Below are 342 nucleotides of genomic sequence, written 5' to 3'. Positions count from 1 at the left end.
CACACGCCCCACGCCCTCAGCAGAACGGTTCTCGACGAGATCGAGCTGACCTACGAGCGGGCCCACTGGGTCACCCAGAACTCCAAGTTCCGTTCGCCCCACGACATCCCCATCGCCTCCTCGCTGCACCACTACTACGCGTACCACCAGGCACGGGCGACGCTCGGCAACCTGCGGTACGTGTACGTGGACATCGGCGACGCCCTGGCACAGCGGCGGCTGGACCGGCTGGTGGCCCGACGGGACTTCGACACCTTCTGCATCAACGACACCGTCGTACCGGAGGACCCGGACGCGCAGGCGCGCATGGTGAAACGATTCCTCGACGACTACTTCCCCGTA

Annotated in this window: 1 protein-coding gene; it reads left to right on the top strand. The window is 65.8% G+C overall.

What is annotated here, in order from left to right; translation table 11 throughout:
* Positions 1 to 342 (top strand): stealth conserved region 3 domain-containing protein (locus tag BCY78_RS24385; RefSeq protein ID WP_199523205.1); only part of this gene is annotated, 342 nt, incomplete at both ends.

Origin of the sequence: Pararhodobacter sp. CCB-MM2, from assembly GCF_001691415.1 — a bacterium.
Lineage (GTDB): Bacteria > Pseudomonadota > Alphaproteobacteria > Rhodobacterales > Rhodobacteraceae > Pararhodobacter.
This window is presented reverse-complemented; position numbering and strand designations above follow the sequence as displayed.